Below are 20,129 nucleotides of genomic sequence, written 5' to 3' on the forward strand. Positions count from 1 at the left end.
CCCCGCCTGGTTCCGGCGGGGCGGTCGGCGCTACTGCCCGAGCCGGTCGAGCAACGCGGGGACGTGGACCTGGTCCGATTTGTAGTTCCCCGTCAGCACATGCATGACAAGGTTCACCCCGAAGCGCAGCGCGATCTCACGCTGTCGTTCCCCCGCATAGCCGCGCCCGATCGGAAACATCCGCCCGCCCGCCTCGTCGACGGCCCAAGCGGCAGCCCAGTCGTTGCCGCCGATCACGACCGGGGTGACGTTGTCGTTGAGGTTCCGGAACGGCATCCCCTCCATCGCCTGCGCATCGGCGGGCGCCGCCTCGACCCAGACGTCGCGGCTGTTGTAGCGGCCCGGGAAATCCTGCGTGAGATAGAAGGCGCGGGTGAGCACGTGATCCTCGGGAAGCCTTTCGAGCGGCGGAATGTCGAGCGGTGCGGCCAGTTCCTGCAGCCGCACCCCCGCGGGAGAGGCACCGCCATAGCTCGTCACGTCCGCGTCGCGCGTGTCGAAGAGGATCATGCCCCCGCTCCTGAGATAGGTATCGAGCCGGGCATAGGCCGCGTCAGACGGCGTCGGCTGGTCCGGCGTGACCGGCCAGTAGAGGAACGGGAAGAAGGCGAGCTCGTCGGTCTCGAGATCGACGCCGATCGGGTCCGTGGGCTCGACGGAGGTGCGCGCGAAGAGCGTCTGCGACAGGCCGCGCAGCCCCGCTTCCGCGACCCGGTCGACCTCCGCATCGCCCGTCAGGACATGCGCGAGCACCACGTCCATCGTGGAGGCGAGGGCGAAGGCCTCCTCTTCCGGCGTCGAGGCGCCCGTCGCCCCGTCCTGCGCGCGGGCCTCGGTGACGGGCAGGAGGAGTGCGAGCGCGAGCAGGGTCGCGACCGCCCGCGCCCCCCGGAGCCGCCCGGCGATGAGCAGCGAGGCGAGTATGTCGATGGCGAGAAGCACCACGGCCAGGCTCAGGAGCCAGCCTTTCAGATCGCGCTCCGCGGCCACCGCGAAACCCTCGACGGGGATCCGGTCGGGCCAGATCGCGGGCGCGAGGATCGTCTCGGGTCCGATCACGTTGAGCGCGACGCGGCGATCCTCCCCGGCATAGAGGCCGGGCGGGGTTTCCGCGGAGGGCACGGCCTCGGCCAGCACCTCGCCCGGAACGCCCGGGAAAGTGCCCGCCTCGTCGATCCGCCCGAACGCATCGAGAACGCTGTCGACGGTCCAGGTCGTGCCCGCGAGTTCCTCCGCCGTGGGCCGCGCGGGACGCGTCGAGACCGCGAGCCGCTCGAGCATCGACACGAAGAGGCCCGAAAGCGGCAGGTTCGACCATTCCGCGTTCGCGGTGACGTGAAAGAGGACGACCTGCCCCTGCCCCACGCGTTCACGTGTCACGAGCGGGGTGCCGTCGGCGAGCGAGGCGATGGTGCGGTCGGCAAGCGCCGGATCGGGCTCCGCCATCACTTGCGCGGAGACGCTGACGTCCAGTGGCACGGGCAGACCGTAGAATGGCGAGGTCTCCGTGAAGGTCCGCAGCGTCTTGGGTTCGCCCCAGCTCATCGCGCCGCCAATACTGCGCCCACCCGCCCTCAGGCGGACGGGCATGAGCGGATCGTCCTGGCCCTGCGCCACGTCGCTCGCCGCGACGCGCGGACCGGCGAAGCGCAGCAGGAGCCCGCCCGTCTCGACCCAGTCGCGCACCGCCTCGGCCTGCCCCGCGGGCAGCGTCGCGACATCGGCCAGGACGATGACGTCGGGATTGGCGAGGAGCACGTCCGACAGCGATCCGTCGATCAGGTCGGCCACTGGCGCCAGCGCCTGTTCGAGGTAATGGGTGGACGAGAGAAGCTCGAGCCCCTCGCGATCGTCGCGTCCCGCGATAAGGGCGACCTCGCGACGGCGGAGCGCGTCGTCGGTGAGGCTGACGGCGGCGGCCGACCGCATCCCCTCGATCTCGAACCGGGTGATCCGATTGCGCAGTTCCGGCGGCAGCGACAGCGCCAGGGGGGCCTCGGTCGCGCCGTCCTCGAACGCGATGTCCTGCCGCGCAAGCTCCCGATCCACCCCGTTCGGGTCGAGCCCGTGGGCGGTGATCGTCAGGTCCGCCAGACCGTCGTCGCGGTCGCGGATCGCCTCGAGCGCGATGGCGCCGTCCTCGAAGGCGGCCGGGCGGAGACCGCGGATCGGCCGGGGCGACTGGAAGACCCGCACCGTCCCATGTGTCTCGAGCGCCGCGAGCACGTCGTCGCGCCAGGGATGGTCGAGCCCGTCGGAGAGCCAGATCGTGTCGAACTCCCCGTCGCGCGCATCGGCCCATTCCGCGGCCCCTTCGGGCAGCCAGGCCTGCGGCGTGAGCCCGGGCAGCTGCGCGATCCAGTCGCCCGCGGCGCGGAACGGCAGGCCGTCTCCGGGCGGATCGGTGAGCGTCACGACGGCCGCGGTCCGGTCGTCGCGCGCGGCTTCGGCCAGCGCCTCCTCCGCCCGGTCGAGACGCCGCGGCCAGTCCCGCGCATCGGCCCAACCGCCATCCATGAGGACGAGAAGCGGCCCCGTCCCCGGCTCTCGCGCGTCGGGGTTCAGGACCGGCCCGGCGAAGGCCAGGATTGCCGCGGCGAGCGCGAGACAGCGCAGGAGCAGGAGCCACCAGGGCGTCCGGTCCGATTGCGCCTCGTCGTCGCGAAGCCCCAGCAGCAATGCCACGCCGGGAAAGCGGCGCCGGATCGGCGCGGGCGGCACGGCGCGCAGGATGATCCAGAGGATCGGCAGCGCAATGAGCCCGAGGAGGAGCCAGGGTGCGGTGAAGCCCAAAGGTCCGAGCACCAGCATCTAGTGATCCCGCTCGAGCGCGGAATAGCACCAGAGAAGCGCCTGCGTCGCGGCCGTATCGGTATGGTGGACGTGGTACTGCCAGCCGGTGCGCCTCGCGAGATCGGCAAGCTCCGCCTTCCGCGCGGCGAGCCGGTCGAGATAGCGCGACCTCAGATCGCCGGCCTTCAGCGTCTCGTGCCGCACGGCCCCGCCCATCGATTCGAAGATCGTCCGGCCGTCGAAGGGGAACGCTTCCTCCTGCGGGTCGAGTACCTGCAAGACGATCCCGCTCACCCCGCGATCGGCCGCGGCGGTGAGCGCGTCCCTCAGGGCCGCGATGTCGCCAAGGTAATCCGAAACGAAGACCGCGCGCGACCGTGCGGGCATCTCCCGCGCGTTGGGCGCGCCGTATTCCTCCGTCCCGTACGCGCCGAGCGCCTGGGCGATGCGCAGAAGCTGCAACTGCCCGGTCCGGGGCGGCAGATCGTGATCCGACAGCCCCACCCGCTCGCCACCGTGGTTGAGAAGGATCGCGAGAGCCAGCGCCAGCTCGCAGGCTCGATGCCGCTTCTCGGGCACGTTCCGATTGGATGCGAAGGCCATCGACCGCGACAGATCGACCCAGAGCATGACGGATTGCGCCGCCTGCCATTCCTTCTGGCGCACGAAATGCGCGTCCGACCGGCCCGAGCGGCGCCAGTCGATCGACCGGGATTCGTCGCCCGTCATCACCGGGCGGTACTGCCAGAACTCGTCGCCTTGCCCCGGGCGCCGCCGTCCGTGGCTGCCGAGAAGAACGGATTGCGCCAGGTGCTGCGCCCCTGCGAGAAGCGGCGGAAACGTCTCCGCGAGCGCCTCGGCGCGCGAGCGCAGCTGCGCCGCGTCGCGGGGGGCGGGGGTGACGCTCACGCGGCCGCCCGGGCCCGCGTCGTCCGCTCGACCACCTCGGCGATGATGGCGGGCAGCGTCTCGCCCCGCGCGCGCGCCGCGAAGTTCAGCGCCATGCGGTGGATCAGCACCGGCTCCGCCATCGCCGCGACATCCTCAGCATTGGGCGCGAGACGTCCGTCGAGAAGCGCGCGCGCCCGGACCGTCATCATCAGTGCCTGCGCGGCGCGCGGGCCGGGACCCCAGCCGACATGCTCGTTGACAGCACTGGGCGCCGCCTCGTCGCCCGGCCGGCTGGCGCGGACCAGATCGAGGATCATCTCCACCACGCTCTCGCCCACGGGCATCCGGCGCAGGAGAAGTTGCGCCGCGATGAGTTCGTGGTCGGCGAAGACGGCATGGGCCACGTCCTCCTCCGCGCCGGTGGTGGCGAGCAGGATGTCGCGCTCCGTCGCGCGGTCGGGATAGGGCACGTCGATCTGCACGAGGAACCGGTCGAGCTGTGCCTCGGGCAGCGGATAGGTGCCCTCCTGCTCGATCGGGTTCTGCGTGGCCAGAACGTGGAAGGGCGCGGCGAGCGCATGGGCCTGTCCCGCGACGGTCACCGATTTCTCCTGCATCGCCTGGAGGAGCGCCGATTGCGTCCGCGGCGAGGCGCGGTTGATCTCGTCGGCCATGAGGAGCTGGCAGAAGACCGGCCCTTCGATGAACTTGAAGGCCCGCGTGCCGTCCGCGCCGGTCTCCAGCACCTCGGAGCCGAGGATGTCGGCCGGCATCAGGTCGGGCGTGAACTGCACCCGCTTGCCGTCGAGCCCCATCACGGTCGAGAGCGTCTCGACAAGGCGCGTCTTGCCCAGGCCCGGCAGCCCGATGAGGAGCCCGTGTCCGCCGCAGAGCAGCGTCGAGAGCACCAGGTCCACGACGCGGGTCTGTCCCACGAAGCGCCGCGTGATGCTCGTGCGCGCCTCGGCGAGCTTGCCGCCCAGCGCGTCGATCTCGTCCAGGATGGCGTCGGACATGACATTGCTCCCGCTCGTGGCTATGTTGACCGATATGATGAAGACCTATCCTTCCCGGCACAAATGGCAAAAGGAGGGCCGAGACAAATGACCGTGATGCCCGACGCCCCCCGCCTCGAAGAGAGCGCGCGTGCCGCGTCGAAAGGCGGTCTGCCGCCGGTCGAGAAATGGGATCCGCCCTTCTGCGGCGATCTCGATATGGAGATCCGGCGCGACGGGACCTGGCATTATCTCGGCACGCCCATCGGACGGGCGGGGCTCGTGCGGCTCTTCTCCACCATCCTCAAGCGCGAGGGCGACGCCTATTTCCTCGTCACGCCAGTGGAAAAGGTGGGGATTCGCGTGGAGGACGCGCCCTTCGTCGCCGTCGATTTCGAGCGGAAGGGCGAGGCGCTCGTCTTCGAGACGAACGTGGGCGACCACGTGGAAGCCGGTCCCGATCACGCCATCCGCGTCGAACGGGATGCGGAGACAGGTGAGCCCTCCCCGTATCTTCACGTTCGCCGCAATCTCGAAGCGCTGATCGACCGCAAGAGCTTCTACCGTCTCGTCGAGATCGGGGAGACGCGGGAGCACGAGGGGCGCAACTGGTTCGGGCTTTCCTCGTCCGGGTCCTTCTTCCCGATCATTCCGGCCGACGAACTGCCCTGATCACCGCGGGTCCGAGGCCGTCTTCAGGTTGCCGGCTTCCTCGCGGAGCGATTTCTCAAGGACTTCGCGCAAGCGCCGCCTGTCGCGCCGCCGCGTGATCTGTTCAGTCAGGGCCATGTTGGGGACGAACCGCCTGTCGCCATCGGCCCACCCCACGATGAAGCGGCGCCGGCCGGCGACGAGCAGCATCGAATGGCCCGATCCGCAGAGCACCGTGAGATCCATCCGGTCGACCCGATCGATCTCGTCGTCACGTCCGACATGACGGAGCGCCCGTTCGAGGATCTGGTCGAAACTGCCGATATCCACGAACTCGCCGCTCCCGATCGGCCCCTGGTTGGTGCCCTCGGACGGCCTGGAAAGGGTGGTCTTGTCGACTTCCTCCCGGTCCGTGACGAAGGCCCGAAACGTCTCGTCGCCGATCCGCAGGTCCGCGATGACGGAGGTGAGGTAGATCGGCTCCCCGCCCATGTTGCAGACAAGGCATTGCGCCCCCGTCCCCACCCCCGCACCGCGGTTGATGAGGACGAGCGGGCGCCGCTGCCGGATGTAGCCCAAGACGAAGACCTGCAGGTAGGCGATCCAGATGACCGCCATCACTGCCTGCAGGACGATCCCGATCCATGCCTCGTTCTCGACCACCCATTCCATCGACGCGGCGCCCTTCCCTCAGGCGGCCTTCGTGCCGCGGGCGGGATAATCCTTCTCCGCGACGGTGTCGGCCGATTTCAGGAGCAGGCCGAGATCGGGACGCGCGAAGGGCATGTTGGCGATGTTGGAGAGATAGAGCCGCCCGTCCGGCCGGACCCAGAACACGGCCGGTTCCGCGAACGTGTCCGTCTCGCTCTCCTGGATCGAGGACGAGAGATAGAGACCCCAGGCCTTCGCCTGCTCCTCGCTCAGATCAAACCCCATCGGGATGTTGTCGAGGCCCCAATCGTCATACGCTTTCTGCGCTTTCTCCTTGCCGTCCATCGAGATCGTGATGACCGAGAAGCCCTTGGCGACGAAATCGTCGAAATGCGATTTCAGCTCCTGCAGGTAGCTCTTGCAGATCGGGCAATGCAGACCGCGATAGACCACGATCATCGTGAAAGCGTCGGGGCTCTGCGTCGAGAGTTCCCAATCGGTCCCGATGATGAGGGGGACCTTGAGGTCGGGTGCGGTTTCGTCGGGCATCGGCGTCGTGGGCATCTGCGGTCCATTCCTGGCTGCTTCCATCAAATCTGACCTTCAGCGCACCGGACGCGTCCTTGTTCCCCGACCGCGCGCTCCGGTCGCACGGGATCGACAGGACAGGTTATCCATCACCATGCGTGATGCGATCATCGCCAAACATTCGTTTTCAAAATAACCGGCTCTCACCTAGATCGCGATCAGACATACATCCGATCGGAGATCGCCATGACCTACGCCGACACGTTCCATCCAACCCCCACCGCGCCGCGGAAGTCCGCCTTCGAAGGACGGGGCGACCTCATCCGCGTCGCCCTGATCCTGATGCTGTTTCTGAACGTCAGCCTCGCCGTCATGCTCGCCGCCCGCGCGCCCGGGTCCGACTGGCAGGCGACGCCTGCCCCGGCCGTGCAATGGCACGGCAATTCGACCGGCGCGCCGTCGCGCTAGGCCCGGGGGCCGGGGCGCGCGCGGTCAGTGCGCCTCGGCCCAGCTCCGACCCTGACCCGCATCGACCTCGAGCGGCACGCTGAGATCGACGGCCGGCATCGCGGCCCCTTCCATCACTTCCCGCGCGACGGCGATCAGCGCATCCTCCGAACCCTCGTCGACCTCGAAGATCAGTTCGTCGTGGACCTGCAGAAGCATGGTCGCGGGCAGACTCGCGGTCGCCGCCTCCATCCGGATCATCGCGCGACGGATCACGTCGGCCGCCGTCCCCTGGATGGGTGCGTTGATCGCCGCGCGTCGCGCGAACCCCGCGCCCGGCCCCTTGGCGTTGATCTCGGGCGTGTTGATCTTCCGCCCGAACAGTGTCTCGACATGGCCGCGATCCTTCGCGAAGCGGATCGTGTCGTCCATGTAGCCCTTGATGCCGGGGAAGCGCTCGAAATACCGGTCGATGAAGCCCTGCGCCTCCTCGCGCGGGATCCGCAGGTTGCGCGCGAGACCGAAGCCCGAGATTCCGTAGATCACGCCGAAATTGATCGCCTTGGCCTGTCGCCGGATCTCGGGCGTCATCTCCTCCATCGGCACGCCGAACATTTCCGACGCGGTGAGCGCGTGGATATCCTGCCCCTCCCGGAAGGCCTGCTTCAGCTCCTCGATCCCCGCGATATGGGCGAGGATGCGCAACTCGATCTGGCTGTAGTCGAGCGAGACGAGCGTGCGGCCCGCGGGCGCCACGAACGCCTCCCGGATCCGCCGCCCCTCCTCCGTCCGGACGGGGATGTTCTGCAGGTTCGGATCGGTGGAGGCGAGGCGTCCGGTATTCGCCCCCGCGATGGAATAGGAGGTGTGGACCCGGCCCGTCGCGGGGTCGATCTTTTCCTGCAGCGCATCCGTATAGGTCGATTTCAGCTTGGAGACCTGCCGCCAGTCGAGCACCCGGCCCGGCAATTCGTGCTCCGTCGCCAGATCCTCGAGAATGTCCGCCCCGGTGCCGTAGGCGCCCGTCTTGCCCTTCTTGCCGCCGGGCAGGCCGAGCTTGTCGAACAGGATCTCGCCCAGTTGCTTCGGGGAGCCGACCTTGAAGTCCTCCCCCGCCAGCTCCCGGATCTCCTCCTCGAGCCCCGCCATCTTCTGCGCGAAGGCGCCCGACATGCGCGAGAGCGTCTCCCGGTCGACCTCGATCCCCGCCATCTCCATCCTGGCCAGGACCGGGATGAGTGGCCGTTCCAGCGTCTCGTAGACGGTCGTGACCCGCGCGCGGTGAAGCTGCGGCTTGAACGCCTGCCAAAGCCGGATCGTGATGTCGGCATCCTCCGCCGCGTAGTTCACCGCCTTGTCGACCGCGACGCCGTCGAAGGTGATCTGCGACTTGCCGGTCCCGATCAGCGACTTGATGGGGATCGGGACGTGCCCGAGATAGCGCTCCGACAGCACGTCCATCCCGTGCCCGTGCAGCCCCGCATGCATGGCGTAGGAGAGCAGCATCGTGTCGTCCACGGGCGCGATGTCGATGCCGTTCCGGGCGAGGATCTTGGCGTCGTACTTGATGTTCTGCCCGATCTTCAGGACCGACGGATCCTCGAGAAGCGGCTTAAGGAGCTCCAGCGCGCGCGCCATCGGGATCTGCCCCTCCGCGAGCGCGTCGGTGGCGAAGAGATCGGCCTCCGGGTTGGTCTTGTGGGCGAGCGGCACGTAGCACGCCTCCCCCGGCGCCACGGCGAGCGAGACGCCCACGAGCAGCGCCTGCATCTCGTTCAGGGCCGTCGTCTCGGTGTCGACGGCGACATAGCCACGCGCATGGGCCTTCGCGATCCAGGCTTCGAGCGCCGCCTCGTCGCGCACCCATTCGTAGGTCTCGGGGAAGTCTGCCTGCGCCTCGGGCTCGACCGTCTCCGGCGCCTCCTCGGGGATCGCGGGCGCCTCCTTTCCGAGCTCGTCGGAGACGCGGCGGACGATCGTGCGGAACTCCATCGCCGTCAGGAACGCGAGCAGGTCGTCGGCCACCGGCTCCACCACCTCGAGAGAATCGAGGTCGTAGGACAGCTCCATGTCGCAATCGAGCTGCACCAGCTTCTTCGAGAGCCGGATCTGCTCGGCATGCTCGATCAGCGTCTGCCGCCGCTTGGGCTGCGGCACGTCCTCCGCGCGCTCGAGAAGCGTCTCCAGATCGCCGAACTCGTTGATGAGGAGCGCCGCGGTCTTGATCCCGATCCCCGGCGCGCCCGGCACGTTGTCCACCGAATCGCCCGCTAGCGCCTGCACGTCCACCACCCGTTCCGGGCCGACGCCGAACTTCGCCTCGACCCCCTCCCGGTCGATGCGGACGTTCTTCATCGCGTCGAACATCTCCACGCCGCCGCCCACGAGCTGCATGAGGTCCTTGTCGGAGCTGATGATCGTCACCCGGCCGCCGGCCTCCCGCGCGCGGCAGGCGAGCGTGGCGATGATGTCGTCGGCCTCGAACCCCTCCTCCTCGAGGCAGGCGATGTTGAAGGCCCGCGTCGCCTCCCGCGTCAGCGGGATCTGCGGGCGCAGCTCCTCCGGCATCTCGTCGCGATTGGCCTTGTACTGATCGTAGAGATGGTTGCGGAACGTGATCGAGCCCTTGTCGAAGACGACCGCCGCATGGGTCGGCGCGTCCGGCCCCTTGTTGTCCTGGATCATCTTCCAGAGCATGTTGACGAAGCCCGACACCGCCCCCACCGGCAGCCCGTCCGACTTCCGCGTGAGCGGCGGCAGCGCGTGGTAGGCGCGGAAGATGAAGGCCGATCCGTCGACCAGATGCAGGTGATGGCCCTTGCCGAACGCCATGGCGCGTCTCCCCTATCTCTCCCGCCGGGTTCTTGCACGAAGCGGCGCGCGCCGCCATCCCGCTCAGCCGCAGAGACGCTCGCGGATCTCCACGTCGCCGGTGCGGTCAGGCGCGGGACGCGGCGCCTTGCGCATCTCGGGGCGTTCGTCGGGCCGGTAGCCGTAGGACTTGGGATAATCGCCGACCCGCCCGAGCTCCCGCCCCTCGAAACGCGGATCGCGGGTGGCGTAATCGCGCCGTGTCCCGTCGCCGTAGCGGCGGTAGTCGCGGAAGTCGTATCCCTCGACCTCCCGCTCCTCGGGGTCCACCGACGGGGCCTGCGGCACCCCCGCGACCACCCGCTCCTGGCAGAGGTCGAGCGCGCGGGAGGCCATGCGCCCCTCCTCGCGCAGGTCGATGAGATGGCCGGATTTCCGCGCCAGCCCCTCGACCGCGAAGGTCAGCGGCTCGGGAAAGGAGAATCGCCGCGTCTCCGCCCCGAAAAGCGTTTCCTCGTCCACCCACTCGGTCCCGGTCGCGAAATCGAGCTCGTAGGTGCCGGGCGGCACGAGGATGCGGAAGAACCGCCCGCCCTCGATATAGCCCGCGACGGCCGCCTCCCCCGTTTCCGCGTCGCGCATGACGAGGACGGTGTCGCGCCCCGGATCGGTGCGGATCTGCAGCGGAAAGACCAGCGGCAGCCCCGTGCGGTTCCACATGAGCCCATGATCGGGCGCGGCGGCGGCGGCCCCGGCGAAGAGCAGCCAGAGAAGGAGGGCGAGCCTCAATGCCCGCCGCCCGCACCCTCCGCCAGGACGAAGCGCTTGTCGCAATAGCCGCATTCGACCCAGCCCCGCTCCTCGGGGATCTGGAGCCAGACGCGGGGATGGGTCATCTCCCCGTCGCAGCTTACGCGGGTGGTCGTCACCTCGACCGTCTCGGGTTCGTCATAGGCCCCGGTGGGCGGGAGTGGACCTTGGTTGTCCACGGGCTTCTCGGACATGGGCGGGCATCCTCAGGCTTGCCCCGCCACGGGGCGGGGTCTAGGTCAGGCGCGATGATAGTGATCCGCCCTGCCGAGACAAGGGCGCGAGGAAAGGCCCCCCAATGTCCGACGCGGCAATCGAGATCGAAGGCTTGCGCAAGGTCTACGCGGCAACCGGCCGCGAGCCGGAGAAGGAAGCGCTGAAGGGAATCGATCTCGAGATCCCGCAAGGCTCCATCTTCGGATTGCTCGGCCCCAACGGCGCGGGCAAGTCGACGCTCATCAATATCCTCGCGGGCCTCGTCGTGAAGACCTCCGGGAAGGTGCGGATCTGGGGCTTCGACCAGGACGTCAATCCGCGGCAATCGCGCGCGGCCATCGGCGTCATGCCGCAGGAGCTGAACCTCGACCCGTTCTTCACCCCCCGCGCCTCCCTCGACGTGCAGGCGGGTCTCTACGGTGTGCCCCGGCGCGAGCGGCGCACCGACGAGATCCTCGAAATGATCGGGTTGTCCGACAAGGCGGAGGCCTATGCCCGCAACCTCTCCGGCGGGATGCGGCGGCGCCTTCTCCTCGGCAAGGCGCTCGTGCACGATCCGCAGATCCTCGTCCTCGACGAGCCCACCGCGGGCGTCGATATCGAGCTGCGCCAGATGCTCTGGAAGAACGTCCGCCGCCTCAACGAGGAGCGGGGAATGACCATCATCCTGACCACGCATTACCTCGAGGAGGCGGAGGCGATGTGCGACGAGATCGCCATCATCCACCACGGCGACCTTCTCGTGCGCGACACGACGCGCAACATGATCAGCCGGATCGACGCCAAGACCCTGGTGATCGAGCCGGTGGAGACGCCGCCCGCCGACATCGCCCTGCCCGACGGCGTGACGCTCGACCGGCGCGCCGACGGGCGGCTCGCGCTCAACTACGCCAAGACGAAGACCCGGCCGGGCGACATCCTCGCCGCGCTGCAGGAGGCGGGCGTCGTCATCGCCGACGTCTCCATCGAGGAGCCGCATCTTGAGGACGTGTTCCTCGACCTCACGCGGTCCGACGCCGCCTGAGCCCGCGCGGGAACTTCCTCCCGCGCCCGTGGCTTGGGAGGGGCCGGCGTGGATCCGGCCCGACGGGAGGACAGATGCGATGATGAACAGCGAAACGATCCAGCAGATCCCCACCGACAATCCCGACCTCTACGCCTTCCGCGTGACGGGCGAGGTCACGGGCGCGGACATGGAGGCGATGGCGGAATACATGAACGCCGCCTTCGATACGCACGAGAAAGTGTCGATGCTCCTCCTCTTCGAAAACTACCACGGCAGCGAGACGGGCGCGGGCCTCGACTGGGATTCGGTGAAATCGCGGTTCCGGTCGCTCTCGAAGGTCGACAAGTACGCGGTGGTGGGCGCCCCCGACGGGGCGGCGCGCATGATCGACATGATGGACAAGGTGATCCCGGTCGACGCCCGCACGTTCACCGCGGGCGAGGCGGACGCCGCCTGGCGCTTCGTGGGCGCCAGGCCCGCCTGATCTATCCGTCGATCCGCGTCATCTCGTGGATCACCGTGCTCTCGACCAGCGCGGCGTTGGCGGACTTGTGGTGGGCGATGTGGTCCGACGCGTTGTGCCGCTCCCAGAGCGCCCGGCTCTCCCATGCCTCGTGGAAGAGGAAATGGTCGGGATCGTCGTTGTCGCGGTGCAGGTCGTAATGCACGCACCCCTCCTCGCCGAGCGTCGGCGGGACGAGCGCGCGGAGCGCCGTTTCGAGCGCGTCACCCTGCCCGGGCGTGGCGCGGATGTCGGCGACGATGACGAGGTGGCTCATGGCACGCTCCTCAGGCGGGGTTCAGCATCCGGCCGAGCGGCTGCCCGCCCGTGATGTGAAGGTGATAATGCGGCACTTCCTGGCCGCCATGTGACCCCGCGTTCGAGATCACGCGGTAGCCCTGCCCCCCATCCGTGAGCGAGAGACCCGCATCCGCGATGATCCGCGCCGTGGCGCGGGCGAAGTCGGCGAGCTCGGCTTCCGAGGCCTCGGCGCAGAAATGGTCGTAGCTCGCATAGGCGCCCTTCGGGATCACAAGCACGTGGACGGCCGCCTGCGGCGTTATGTCGTTGAAGGCGAGCGTGTGCTCGGTCTCGAGCACCGTGTCGTTGGGGATCTCGCCCCGCAGGATCTTCGCGAAAATGTTCTGATTATCATAGTCGAATGGCATGCCGCCTCCCTGATCACCGCGCCCGGCCGCCGGGCCCGCAAAGCTGTCCCGATCCAGTCTAGCGACCCGCCACCGGACCTCCAGCCCCTTCGCGGCGGGCGCGGACCCGAGGGCCATTCGGAATTCGTTAGCCATTCTGGCGAAGGGGTAGAGGCTCAACACTCAGCCGGAGCCATCATGCGCCTCTACCAGTTCCTCGCCGCCCGTCCCCTGCCGAAAACGTTCATGGGCAAGATCATGCTCGTGAGCTTCGTGGGCGTGCACATACCGATCTTCGGCGCCGTGGCCTTCGTGCTCGTCTACACGGGCGAGGAGATCTCGCAGCAGCTCCCGATCCTCGCCGCCATGCTCGTGGCGACGCTCGCGGGCACGATCGCCACGATGTTCGCCATGTCGGCGCTGATGGCCCCGATCCGCACCGCCACCAACGCGCTCGAGACCTTCCTGCGCCACCGCGAGATCCCGTCCCTGCCGGTGCGCTACACCGACGAGGCGGGCATCCTGCTGCGCGGGGTGCAGGAAAGCATCACCCGCCTCGACAACGCCCTGACCACGGCCCGGCTCCAGAACGACGGGGTGGACCAGTCCGGCAAGTTCCAGGTCATCTCCGGGCTCAGCCACGACATCCGCACGCCCCTCAACCACATCCTCGGCTTCGCCCAGCTCCTGCGCGCGGAGGCGATCGGGCCGCTCGGCACGGAGAACTATTCCGAACTCGCCGACATGGTCTCGCAATCGGGCGAGGATCTTGTGTCGCTTCTGCAGACCGTCCTCGACCTCTCGGCCGCCGAGGCGGAGCAGCCGGAGGACGGCGCGCTCGACCAGCTCGACGCCGCGGCGCTCCTGCGCGACACCGTGGCGCTCGAGCATCTGCACGCGGAACTGCGCGGCGTGCACATGACCCTCGACGCGCCCGAGACGGCGGTGTTCATGGGCCGGACGGAAAGCCTGCGGCAGGCGGTCTCCTGCATGCTCCAGATCGCCATCGAGACGAGCGCCGCGGAAGAGGCGCCGGGCCCGATCGCCGTGCGGCTCGACGAGGATCTCTCCGGCCGCTTCGTCGTCAGCGTCCACGACGGCGGGCGCGCCTTGGCCGCGGGGGACATTCCGCCCGAGCTGGAGGGGCTGGCGGTCTCCGCGTCGGGCGGGGCGATCGCGCCCGAGGGCGTCCGCTCGGCCTCGCCGATCGCGCTGCGCCTGTCGCTCGTCCATACCCTCGCCCGCGTCATGGGCGGCACGCTGGAGCTGCGGACGGGAGCGGACGGGCAGAAAGAGCAGCGCCTGACGCTCGACCGCGCCCGGCCCGCCGCGACCGCCGGGCAGACGCGCGCCGCGGCGGCCTGAGCGCGCTAGACGAGGCCCTCGCGATCGAAGACGGCGAGAAGATCGGTCTCCGGGCGCGGCCCGACATGGCCGATCACCTCCGCCGCGGCCGCGACGCCCATCCGCCCGCAGGTCTCGAGCGGCGCGCCCCGCACGTAGCCGTAGAGAAAGCCCGCGGCGAACTGGTCGCCCGCACCCGTCGCGTCGACGGGCGTCACGCGGCGGACCGGCGCCTCCAGCCGCTCGCCGCCCCGCCGGAGGATCACCGCCTCGCCCGACCGGGTGCAGACCACCGTTTCCGCGGCCGACGCGGCCCGGTCGAGCGCGGTCTCGAGATCGCTCTGGTAGAGCGTCGTCCACTCCGCCTCGTTGCCGATCACCACGTCGAGCTCCTCGGCGATGAGCGCCTGGAAATCCGCGCGATGGCGCTCCGCGCAGAACGGATCGCTGAGCGTGAGCCCGGCGCGGCCGCCTGCCCGCCGCGCAAGCCGCGCGGCCTCCCGGAACGCGGTCTTCCCCTCCTCCTTGTCGAAGAGATAACCCTCGAGGAAGACGAGCCCCGCGCCCTCGAACACCGCCTCGTCCACGTCTGCGGCGGAGATGTCGACGCCTGCCCCGAGATAGGTGTTCATCGACCGCTCCCCGTCCGGCGAGACGAAGATCATGCAGCGCGACGTGGGCAGCGCGGCATCCGGAACCGGCGGGTTCGGGAAAACGATCCCGTCCGCCTCCATCCCCGCGGCATAGCTGCGGCCGAGCGCGTCGCCCTTCACCTTGCCGATGAACGCCGTCGCGAGGCCCATCTTTCCAAGCCCCGCGATCGTGTTCGCGACCGAGCCGCCCGGTGTCTGCACGCGTTCCGTCATCGCGGCATAGAGAAGCTCCGCCCGCTCGCGCTCCACGAGCTGCATGATCCCCTTCTCGATCCCCATGTGGTCGAGGAACGCGTCGTCGGCGGGCGCGATCACGTCGACGATCGCGTTGCCGATGCCGATCACGTCAAAGCTCTTCGTCATCCTGTCTCCTTCGGTGTCTCTCTGAGGGGCGAGGCCCCGGATCAAGTCCGGGGCAGGTCCCGGATCAGCTCCGGGGCCGGGCGGGCTTCGGCTCGGGCGTCTTGTCCTCGAAGGGGCAGAGATCGCGGATCAGGCAGGCGGGGCATTTGGGCTTCCGCGCCACGCAGACATAGCGGCCGTGCAGGATCAGCCAGTGATGGGCGTGGCGCTGGAACTCCGCGGGCACGTTGTCCTCGATCGCGCGCTCGACGGCCACCACGTCGCGGCCCGGCGCCACCCGCGTGCGGTTGCCGACGCGGAAGATATGGGTGTCCACGGCCTGCGCCGGATGCCCCCACCACATGTTGAGCACCACGTTCGCGGTCTTGCGCCCCACGCCGGGCAGGCTCTCGAGCGCCGCGCGCGAGGACGGCACCTCACCGCCGTATTCCTCCACGAGGATCCGCGAGAGCTTCATCACGTTGCGCGCCTTGTTGCGGTAGAGCCCGATCGACTTGATATGCGCGATCAGCCCCTCCTCGCCCAGATCCAGCATCTTCTGCGGCGTGTCGACCACGGGGAAAAGCGACGCGGTCGCCCGGTTCACCCCGGCATCCGTCGCCTGCGCCGACAACGCGACCGCCACGACCAGCGTGTAGGCGTTGGTGTGGTGCAACTCCCCCAACGGCTCCGGCTCCGCCGCCTGGAACCGGGAGAAGATCGTGCGGATCGTGTGGTAATCGAGGGCGGTCGCCATGGGCCACGGATATGGCCGATCGACCGGGGGCGGGCAAGCGCCGCGGCGCGCGATTGCGCAAAATCCGGGTCGCGGCCCGCGCCGCCGCCGCCTAGGTTCCATGGCATCCGAAGGAGGTCCGCCATGCTCGACACGCAGCGAAGCTATCACTGGCCGCTCATGGCCCGCGCCATCGAGCGGATCGACAGCGCCGAGGGGCGCGCCCTCAGCCTCGAGGAGATCGCGGCTGAGATGAACCTCTCCCCCGCCCATTTCCAGCGCCTCTTCAGCCGCTGGGTCGGGGTCTCGCCGAAGCGGTTCCAGCAATTCCTGACGCTCGGCCATGCCAAGTCGCTCCTCGCGGAGCGCTTCACGACGCTTCAAACGGCGGACGCCGTGGGCCTGTCCGGCGGCGGCCGGCTCCACGACCTGTTTCTCAGGTGGGAGGCAATGAGCCCCGGCGATTACGCTCGGCGCGGCGCGGGACTCACGCTCCGCTGGGGCTGGCACGACAGCCCCTTCGGGCCCGTCCTCATCATGTCGACGGAGACGGGCATCTGCGGGCTCGCCTTCGCGGCGGAGACGGGTCGGGAGGCGGCATACGCCGATCTCGCCGCCCGCTGGCCCGAGGCGCGCTTCGTCGAGGACGCGGCCGCGCAGGCCGGCTGGGCGGAGGCGGCCTTCGCCACCGGCGCGCACGAGACGCTCCCGCTCCACCTCATCGGGGCCCCGTTCCAGATCAAGGTCTGGGAAGCGCTCCTCGCGATCCCGTCCGGTCATGTCACGACCTACGGAGAGATCGCCTCGGCGATCGGCAAGCCCCGCGCCGTCCGGGCGGTCGGAACAGCCGTCGGACGCAATCCCGTCTCCTGGCTCATCCCCTGCCACCGCGCGCTCCGGGCCACCGGCGGCCTCGGCGGCTACCATTGGGGGTTGAGCGTCAAGCGGGCGATGCTGGCCGACGAAGCGGCCCGGCTCGACGATGCCATCGCGACACCGTGACGGGCATTTCGTACCGCATCGTGCCTTTCCTCGTGCGGGACGCGTTTCCATCGCCTAATATGTCGGCCTCCGAGATGTGCATCCACGAGACCTGCGAGGACTGACATGATTTTGAGAAGAACCCCGCTGCTGGCCGCCTCCATGGGCCTTCTGGCGCTGGGCGCCTGCGTCAATTCCCAGACGGGGCAGCGCGACAATGCCCGGACCGGTGCGCTGATCGGCGCGGGCGTCGGTGCGCTCGCCGGCGGCCTCGACGGCAGCCACGACAGCGCGCTGCGCAGCGCCGCCATCGGCGCGGCCATCGGGGCGGGCACGGGCGCCGTCGCCGGCTCGTTCCTCGACCGGCAGGCGCAGGAGCTGCGCAACGATTTCAGCCAGGAAATCGACGTCATCAACACCGGCAACGAGCTGATCGTGCGGATGCCGCAGGACATCCTCTTCGCGGTGGACAGCGCCTCCGTCGGGCCGACGCTGCAAGGCGATCTCCGCGTGCTCGGCAACAGCCTCAACCGCTATCCCTCCTCCAACATCGAGGTGCAGGGCCATACCGACAATACCGGCTCCGCGGCCTACAACCAGAACCTGAGCGAGCGCCGCGCCGAATCCGTGGCCGCGATCCTCGAGGCCAACGGCGTCTCGCCCCGCCGCGTCTCCTCCGTGGGCTACGGAGAGAACCAGCCGCTGGCCTCCAACCTGTCTCCCCAGGGCCGCGCGCAGAACCGCCGCGTGCAGATCATCATCCGCCCGACGAGCTGAGATCAGACTGCCTATAGTGAAGAAAAAGGCCCCGGACGTCACCGTCCGGGGCCTTTCTCATTCAGATGCCCTGAGGCCGCGGCGTCAGTGCAGCTTGGCGTCGACCGTGGAGATCGATTCGTCGATGAGCCGGTTCTGCCGCTCCGCGTCCATCTGCCGGATCAGCACGTCGCGCGCCGCGGCGATCGCCACGTCGACCGCCCGGTTGCGGACATCGCGCACCGCCTGTTCCTCCGCCGAAGCGATCTGCTCCTGCGCGGCGCGCTTGCGCCGCTCGAGGGCCGCTTCCATGTCGGCGAGCGCCTTGTCGGCCGAGGCCTGCGCATCCTTGCGCGCGGCCGAGACGATGCGGTCGGCCTGGTCCTGCACGTCCTTCTGCTTGCGCTCGTAGGTGGCGAGCAGCGTCTGCGCCTCCTCGCGCAGCTCCCGCGCTTCCGCGAGATCGGAGCGGATGCCCTCCGCGCGATTGTCGAGCATCTTGCCCACCGTGCCCGGCACCCGGTACCACAGCAGGATGCCGATGAAGACCAGGAAGCCCAGCAGCACGACGAAATCGGTGTTGTTGAGGCTGAAGAAGGGCCCGGTCGCGGCGAGTGCCGGACCGGGGATCAGAAGCGCTGTACCTGTCGCAAGACGTCTCATCGGCTGCGCTCCTCCATTCTCTCGTCCACCGCCGCGTTGACCGCTTCGCTGTCCGCCTGTCCGCCGAGCGCGGCGACGAGCGCCTCCGCGGTCTCCTTCGCGACCTCCTCGACATTGGCCATCGCGCTGTCGCGGATCTCCGCGATGCGCGTTTCGCTCTCGGCGACCTGTTCCGCGATCTCGCGGTCGGCCTCCTCCTGCTTCTCGTCGAGGGTGGCCTGCATCTCGGCGCGGTTCTTCTCGGCGATCCGCTGGGCTTCCGCCCGCGCATCGGCGAGCGCCTTGTCGTAGGCCTTCTCCGCGTCCGCCGCCTTGAGCTTCAGCTCTTCCGCGGCGGCGATATCGTTGGTGATCGTGCCCTGCCGTTCGGCCAGGACCGCCCCGATCCGCGGCAGCGCAACGCGCGCAAGCACGAAATAGATCGCGACGAGCGCGATGATCAGCCAGAAGATCTGGTTCGGAAAGGTCGAAAGGTCGAGCTGCGGCATGCCGGTGCCATCGGCAACGGCATCGCCCGTTCCGAGGACCGATTCTACTTCTTCGTGCTCCATCGCGCGCTCCGTCTGGGTGAGCCCGCCGCCAGGACCTGGTCCGGCGGCGGAACCGGGATCAGGCGGCGAACATCAGCAGCAGCGCGATGAGGAACGAGAAGATCCCGAGCGCTTCCGCGAAGGCGATGCCGATGAAGAGCGTCGCGGTCTGGCCGGCCGCGGCGGAGGGGTTGCGCAGCGCACCCGAGAGGAAGTTCGCGGCCACGTTGCCGACGCCGAGCGCCGCGATGCCCGCACCGAGGCCCGCGATCCCGGCCCCGATGAACTGGCCCATGCTTGCGATATCGCCTTCCATGATCTTTCTCCTTGAATTGGAAGCGTTGGTGGTCCGGTCGGCGCCGTGGCGGGACCGTCAGTGGGACGGATGCAGCGCATCCTTCAGATAGACGCAGGTCAGCATCACGAAGACGTAGGCCTGGATGAACGCGACCAGCACCTCGAGCGCGTAGATCGCCGTGATCGCGAGCACCGGCACGAAGGCGAAGAGGCCGAGCGCCCCGGCGAAGCCCGCGAAGACCTTGAGGACCGCGTGGCCGGCCATGATATTGCCCGCAAGCCGGATCGAATGGCTCACCGGCCGCACGAAATACGAGATCAGCTCGATCAGGGCCAGGACCGGCCGCAGGATCAGCGGCGCCTCCGACACCCAGAAGAGGCCGAGAAAGCCCATGCCGTGCTTGACGAAACCGAGGATCGTCACGCCGAAGAAGACGAGGAGCGCCAGAACCGCGGTCACGGCGATGTGGCTCGTCGGCGCGAAGGAGGTGGGGATCAGCGCCAGCAGGTTCGCCATCACGATGAACATGAAGAGCGTCATGACATAGGGGAAGTACTTGATCCCGTCGCGGCCCGTCACGTCGTGGACCATCTTGTAGACGAAACCGTAGGACAGCTCGGCCATCGATTGCGCGCGGGTCGGCACGACGTTGCGCCCCCGCGTGGTCACGACGAGCAGCAGGACGGTGCAGAGAACGGCGAGCGCCATCCAGACCGTGGCGTTCGTCACGGTGAACATGCCGACGGGTCCATCGGAGAAGAACGGCTGGACCACGAACTGGTCCATCGGGTGGATGTTGAACCCGCTATGCTCCACGCCGTCATGGCTCGCATAGCCCTCGGCAGTGCCTGCGGCCATCTCGGCTCCGTCCTGCGCCA

Annotated in this window: 23 protein-coding genes; 7 read left to right on the top strand and 16 right to left on the bottom strand. The window is 68.8% G+C overall.

The genetic code is table 11. The annotated features are described in order from the left end of the window. Positions 1–30 precede the first annotated feature (30 nt). The 3 genes from LX81_RS11645 to LX81_RS11655 are packed head-to-tail and all read right to left on the bottom strand — an operon-like array spanning position 31 to position 4,700. Positions 31–2,811 carry a DUF4159 domain-containing protein gene (locus LX81_RS11645; protein ID WP_111537498.1) on the bottom strand — a complete coding sequence of 927 codons (2,781 nt, stop codon included), beginning with the start codon at positions 2,809–2,811 and terminating at the stop codon, positions 31–33. After that, positions 2,812–3,702, bottom strand: a complete 891-nt coding sequence (locus LX81_RS11650) for a DUF58 domain-containing protein (RefSeq protein ID WP_211322753.1) — start codon at positions 3,700–3,702, stop codon at positions 2,812–2,814. It abuts the gene before it with no gap. Continuing rightward, positions 3,699–4,700 carry an AAA family ATPase gene (locus tag LX81_RS11655; protein ID WP_111537499.1) on the bottom strand — a complete coding sequence of 334 codons (1,002 nt, stop codon included), beginning with the start codon at positions 4,698–4,700 and terminating at the stop codon, positions 3,699–3,701. Before LX81_RS11655 ends, LX81_RS11650 begins: the two co-directional genes overlap by 4 nt. An 87-nt stretch (positions 4,701–4,787) precedes the next feature. Between LX81_RS11655 and LX81_RS11660 the strand changes: the two genes are divergently transcribed. After that, complete coding sequence (locus LX81_RS11660) at positions 4,788–5,351, top strand: DUF1285 domain-containing protein (RefSeq protein ID WP_111537500.1); 564 nt, start codon at positions 4,788–4,790, stop codon at positions 5,349–5,351. On the opposite strand, the gene LX81_RS11665 is transcribed toward LX81_RS11660, so the two are convergent. Both LX81_RS11665 and LX81_RS11670 read right to left on the bottom strand, forming a co-directional pair. Further along, positions 5,352–6,002: a hypothetical protein gene (locus tag LX81_RS11665; protein WP_111537501.1), complete on the bottom strand. Its 651-nt coding sequence runs from the start codon at positions 6,000–6,002 to the stop codon at positions 5,352–5,354. A gap of 18 nt (positions 6,003–6,020) precedes the next feature. Then, positions 6,021–6,545, bottom strand: coding sequence for a peroxiredoxin-like family protein (locus tag LX81_RS11670; RefSeq protein ID WP_111537502.1), 525 nt, complete (start codon positions 6,543–6,545; stop codon positions 6,021–6,023). Positions 6,546–6,755: 210 nt separating this feature from the next. Here LX81_RS11670 and LX81_RS11675 point away from each other — a divergent pair, with 210 nt between their 5' ends. Next, complete coding sequence (locus tag LX81_RS11675) at positions 6,756–6,977, top strand: hypothetical protein (protein ID WP_111537503.1); 222 nt, start codon at positions 6,756–6,758, stop codon at positions 6,975–6,977. Between the two features lie 24 nt (positions 6,978–7,001). Here LX81_RS11675 and polA read toward each other — a convergent pair whose 3' ends face one another. The 3 genes from polA to LX81_RS11690 all read right to left on the bottom strand — a co-directional run bounded on the left by polA (position 7,002) and on the right by LX81_RS11690 (position 10,771). Next, positions 7,002–9,788 carry a DNA polymerase I gene (gene polA / locus LX81_RS11680; RefSeq protein ID WP_111537504.1) on the bottom strand — a complete coding sequence of 929 codons (2,787 nt, stop codon included), beginning with the start codon at positions 9,786–9,788 and terminating at the stop codon, positions 7,002–7,004. A 63-nt stretch (positions 9,789–9,851) separates the two neighbouring features. Next, the gene (locus tag LX81_RS11685) at positions 9,852–10,556 is read right to left on the bottom strand and encodes a hypothetical protein (RefSeq protein ID WP_111537505.1); all 705 of its coding nucleotides are present in this window, start codon (positions 10,554–10,556) and stop codon (positions 9,852–9,854) included. After that, positions 10,553–10,771 carry a zinc-finger domain-containing protein gene (locus tag LX81_RS11690; protein ID WP_111537506.1) on the bottom strand — a complete coding sequence of 73 codons (219 nt, stop codon included), beginning with the start codon at positions 10,769–10,771 and terminating at the stop codon, positions 10,553–10,555. Before LX81_RS11690 ends, LX81_RS11685 begins: the two co-directional genes overlap by 4 nt. 104 nt (positions 10,772–10,875) lie before the next feature. Between LX81_RS11690 and LX81_RS11695 the strand changes: the two genes are divergently transcribed. Then, positions 10,876–11,817, top strand: coding sequence for an ABC transporter ATP-binding protein (locus LX81_RS11695; protein ID WP_111537507.1), 942 nt, complete (start codon positions 10,876–10,878; stop codon positions 11,815–11,817). 79 nt (positions 11,818–11,896) lie between these two features. Further along, positions 11,897–12,283 (top strand): SpoIIAA family protein, encoded by a 387-nt coding sequence (locus LX81_RS11700; RefSeq protein WP_234822589.1) that lies wholly within the window; start codon positions 11,897–11,899, stop codon positions 12,281–12,283. A 1-nt stretch (position 12,284) separates the two neighbouring features. On the opposite strand, the gene LX81_RS11705 is transcribed toward LX81_RS11700, so the two are convergent. Both LX81_RS11705 and LX81_RS11710 read right to left on the bottom strand, forming a co-directional pair. Next, positions 12,285–12,578 carry a putative quinol monooxygenase gene (locus LX81_RS11705; protein ID WP_111537508.1) on the bottom strand — a complete coding sequence of 98 codons (294 nt, stop codon included), beginning with the start codon at positions 12,576–12,578 and terminating at the stop codon, positions 12,285–12,287. A gap of 10 nt (positions 12,579–12,588) precedes the next feature. Continuing rightward, positions 12,589–12,969: an HIT domain-containing protein gene (locus tag LX81_RS11710; protein WP_111537617.1), complete on the bottom strand. Its 381-nt coding sequence runs from the start codon at positions 12,967–12,969 to the stop codon at positions 12,589–12,591. A 177-nt stretch (positions 12,970–13,146) separates the two neighbouring features. Here LX81_RS11710 and LX81_RS11715 point away from each other — a divergent pair, with 177 nt between their 5' ends. Continuing rightward, positions 13,147–14,313 (top strand): sensor histidine kinase, encoded by a 1,167-nt coding sequence (locus tag LX81_RS11715; protein ID WP_111537509.1) that lies wholly within the window; start codon positions 13,147–13,149, stop codon positions 14,311–14,313. Between the two features lie 5 nt (positions 14,314–14,318). On the opposite strand, the gene LX81_RS11720 is transcribed toward LX81_RS11715, so the two are convergent. Then, positions 14,319–15,308, bottom strand: a complete 990-nt coding sequence (locus tag LX81_RS11720) for an adenosine kinase (RefSeq protein ID WP_111537510.1) — start codon at positions 15,306–15,308, stop codon at positions 14,319–14,321. Between the two features lie 64 nt (positions 15,309–15,372). Continuing rightward, positions 15,373–16,044, bottom strand: a complete 672-nt coding sequence (nth, locus tag LX81_RS11725) for an endonuclease III (RefSeq protein ID WP_111537511.1) — start codon at positions 16,042–16,044, stop codon at positions 15,373–15,375. A 123-nt stretch (positions 16,045–16,167) separates the two neighbouring features. On the opposite strand from nth, the gene LX81_RS11730 reads away from it, so the two are divergent. Both LX81_RS11730 and LX81_RS11735 read left to right on the top strand, forming a co-directional pair. Beyond that, complete coding sequence (locus LX81_RS11730; protein WP_111537512.1) at positions 16,168–17,025, top strand: methylated-DNA--[protein]-cysteine S-methyltransferase; 858 nt, start codon at positions 16,168–16,170, stop codon at positions 17,023–17,025. Positions 17,026–17,130: 105 nt separating this feature from the next. Next, positions 17,131–17,781, top strand: coding sequence for a YiaD family glycine zipper/OmpA-like lipoprotein (locus LX81_RS11735; RefSeq protein ID WP_111537513.1), 651 nt, complete (start codon positions 17,131–17,133; stop codon positions 17,779–17,781). Positions 17,782–17,865: 84 nt separating this feature from the next. Here LX81_RS11735 and LX81_RS11740 read toward each other — a convergent pair whose 3' ends face one another. Genes LX81_RS11740 through LX81_RS11755 form a run of 4 tightly spaced genes read right to left on the bottom strand, consistent with a single transcriptional unit; the run spans position 17,866 to position 20,037 of the window. Further along, entirely contained in the window at positions 17,866–18,423 is a 558-nt protein-coding gene (locus tag LX81_RS11740) for a F0F1 ATP synthase subunit B (protein ID WP_111537514.1), read from the bottom strand. Continuing rightward, positions 18,420–18,974, bottom strand: a complete 555-nt coding sequence (locus LX81_RS11745; protein ID WP_111537515.1) for a F0F1 ATP synthase subunit B' — start codon at positions 18,972–18,974, stop codon at positions 18,420–18,422. The genes LX81_RS11740 and LX81_RS11745 overlap by 4 nt, the downstream gene beginning before the upstream one ends. A gap of 58 nt (positions 18,975–19,032) precedes the next feature. After that, on the bottom strand, positions 19,033–19,269 hold the full coding sequence (locus tag LX81_RS11750; RefSeq protein ID WP_111537516.1) for a F0F1 ATP synthase subunit C: 237 nt from the start codon (positions 19,267–19,269) through the stop codon (positions 19,033–19,035). A gap of 57 nt (positions 19,270–19,326) precedes the next feature. Next, complete coding sequence (locus tag LX81_RS11755; protein WP_234822592.1) at positions 19,327–20,037, bottom strand: F0F1 ATP synthase subunit A; 711 nt, start codon at positions 20,035–20,037, stop codon at positions 19,327–19,329. Between the last annotated feature and the right edge of the window lie 92 nt (positions 20,038–20,129).

It is taken from the genome of Palleronia aestuarii, assembly GCF_003253995.1.
Taxonomy (GTDB): Bacteria; Pseudomonadota; Alphaproteobacteria; order Rhodobacterales; family Rhodobacteraceae; genus Palleronia; species Palleronia aestuarii.